This window comes from Staphylococcus sp. GDB20D11A, from assembly GCF_016893255.1.
Lineage (GTDB): Bacteria > Bacillota > Bacilli > Staphylococcales > Staphylococcaceae > Staphylococcus > Staphylococcus aureus.
The window spans coordinates 1-2,684 of the sequence record NZ_JAFEPJ010000019.1 but is presented as its reverse complement, the minus strand read 5'-3'; the positions used below and the strand labels follow the sequence as shown (position 1 = coordinate 2,684).

Genomic DNA, 2,684 nt, shown 5'->3' with positions numbered 1-2,684 from the left:
ATAGTTACCCTTATTATCAAGACTCGTTTTCACTCGTTTCAAAACAAAGCACATAACTTTGTTTTAAATATAAAAATTCATATGAGGTTTAGCCTCTTTATAATAACTCAATCTATCTTCTAAACTTCCTGTATGCAATTCTAATTTATGGCCATCTAAATCAGTGAAATATATTGATTTTTTATCTCTAATATCTCTATCTCTACCTTCAAGAATATTTACTTCATTTTCTTTCAACCAGATATACCAATCTTCAAAATCGTTATCTGAAATTGTAAATGCTATATGAGTATACGAATATTTAATTTCGCTTCTAGGAATATTTTTTTCTTCGTTCAAAGCTAACCATATACCACCTAAATTAAAATAGGCCGAGGTCTCACTTTCAACTAAAATGTCAGCCCCTAAAATATCTCTGTAAAATTCAATTGATTTAGCTATATTAGAAACCGAATAAGTAATATGATTTATTCCTTTAATCATATTCTCCCTCCCTTTTTTTAATTTTAACCTAATTGCTTTATTCCAATTGCTTTATTGACGTTGAGCCTCGGAACCCTTAACAATCCCAAAACTTGTCGAATGGTCGGCTTAATAGCTCACGCTATGCCGACATTCGTCTGCAAGTTTAGTTAAGGGTTCTTCTCAACGCACAATAAATTTTCTCGGCATAAATGCGTGTTCTATTTTTTATTTTTACTCCTCTTGATAGCAAAAAACGCCATTCCAATACAAAACCACATACCTATAATCGATATCCAAATAGCAGTCATAAAATCGCTCCTTTTTAGCAAACTTTATCACAATGGTTATCGCTTTACAGGTCTATTTTTCGTCGTTATAATCTAGTTAAATCCCGTAAGGGCGCACTTATGCGTTCTAAAAGAACGCGTGTAAAAACCATAATCGACCTTCGTCGATTTTTTTAATCTTAATTTTAAGTAATCGGTGTTGCAGCACAGATATAAAAATTAATACTGTATTATTAGTAATCGGCGTTGTGGCGCAGATACAAAAATTAATACTGCACGAATTTGAATCGACGTTGTAGCGTAGATATAAAAATTAATACTACATCAAAATTTAACTAAGATTTAAGCTACTAGTTTTTTGCTAGTAGCTTTTTTATTTTTAAAATTTTAAATACCTTTATTTTGAATTTTAAGGGGGCATTTTAAAGATTTAGGGGTAATTCATATAGTTTTATGCCTAAAAACTTATATAAGCTCTTAAAACGCAAATGAGAGCCAAATAAAAATAATTACTTTTCACAAACAAAAATTTGAGCAAAACCAGTGGCGAATTTTTAAGACACTGCCCAGTTACATGCAAATTAAAATTTTCATGATTTTTTATAGTTCCTAACAGGGTTAAAATTTGTATAACGAAAGTATAATGTTTATATAACGTTAGTATAATAAAGCATTTTAACATTATACTTTTGATAATCGTTTATCGTCGTCATCACAATAACTTTTAAAATACTCGTGCATAATTCAACAGCTGACCTCCCAATAACTACATGGTGTTATCGGGAGGTCAGCTGTTAGCACTTATATTTTGTTATTGTTCTTCCTCGATTTCGTCTATCATTTTGTGATTAATTTCTCTTTTTTCTTGTTCTGTTAAGTCATAAAGTTCACTAGCTAAATACTCTTTTTGTTTCCAAATATAAAAAATTTGATAGATATATTCGGTTGGATCAATTTCTTTTAAATAATCTAAATCCCCATTTTTTAATTTCTTTTTAGCATCTTTAAATAATCCTGAATAAACTAATACCTGTTTACCTTTAAGTGATTTATAAAATGCATCAAAGACTTTTTGATTTATTAAATAATCACTATCTTTACCAGAATACTTAGCCATTTCATATAACTCTTTATTGTTATTTTGTCTTATTTTTTGAACTTGAACTTGTGTGATTTCTGAAATGCCCGTTACATCACGCCATAAATCTAACCATTCTTGTTGGCTAATATAATATCTTTTATCTGTGAAATACGATTTATTTACTGCAATTAACACATGAAAATGAGGATTATAGTCATCTCTTTTTTTATTATATGTAATCTCTAACTTACGGACATATCCCTTTATAACACTACCTACTTTTTTTCTTTTTATAAGTTTTCTAAAAGAATTATTGTAATGTTTTATTTCATTTTCTAATTCCTCACTCATTACATTAGGTGTAGTCAAAGTTAAAAAAATAAACTCCTTATTTTCTTGCTGCTTAATATATTGCATCATCAAAGATAAACCTAAAGCATCTTTTCTAGCTTTTCTCCAAGCACAGACAGGACAAAATCGATTTTTACAAGAATTAGCTTTATATAATTTCTGTTTTTCTAAAGTTTTATCAGCTACAAAAGACAGAAATGTATTACAATCTTCAACTAAATCCATTTGATTCTCTCCAATATGACGTTTAATAAATTTCTGAAATACTTGATTTCTTTGTTTTTTCTCAGTATACTTTTCCATGTTATAACACATAAAAACAACTTAGTTTTCACAAACTATGACAATAAAAAAAGTTGCTTTTTCCCCTTTCTATGTATGTTTTTTACTAGTCATTTAAAACGATACATTAATAGGTACGGAAAAGCAACTTTTTTTGTGGTTAAAACCAGTCATATCAATAACTTAAGGGTAACTAGCCTCGCCGGCAATAGTTACCC

General features: G+C 29.0%; 2 protein-coding genes. Both read right to left on the bottom strand.

Annotation, left to right across the window (positions count from 1 at the left end; genetic code table 11):
- Nucleotides 1-63 precede the first annotated feature (63 nt).
- Complete coding sequence (locus JV528_RS11990) at nt 64-483, bottom strand: fosfomycin resistance bacillithiol transferase FosB4 (RefSeq protein ID WP_053032028.1); 420 nt, start codon at nt 481-483, stop codon at nt 64-66.
- Nucleotides 484-1,563: 1,080 nt separating this feature from the next.
- Nucleotides 1,564-2,487, bottom strand: coding sequence for a protein rep (locus JV528_RS11985; RefSeq protein WP_204177622.1), 924 nt, complete (start codon nt 2,485-2,487; stop codon nt 1,564-1,566).
- Nucleotides 2,488-2,684 lie beyond the last annotated feature (197 nt).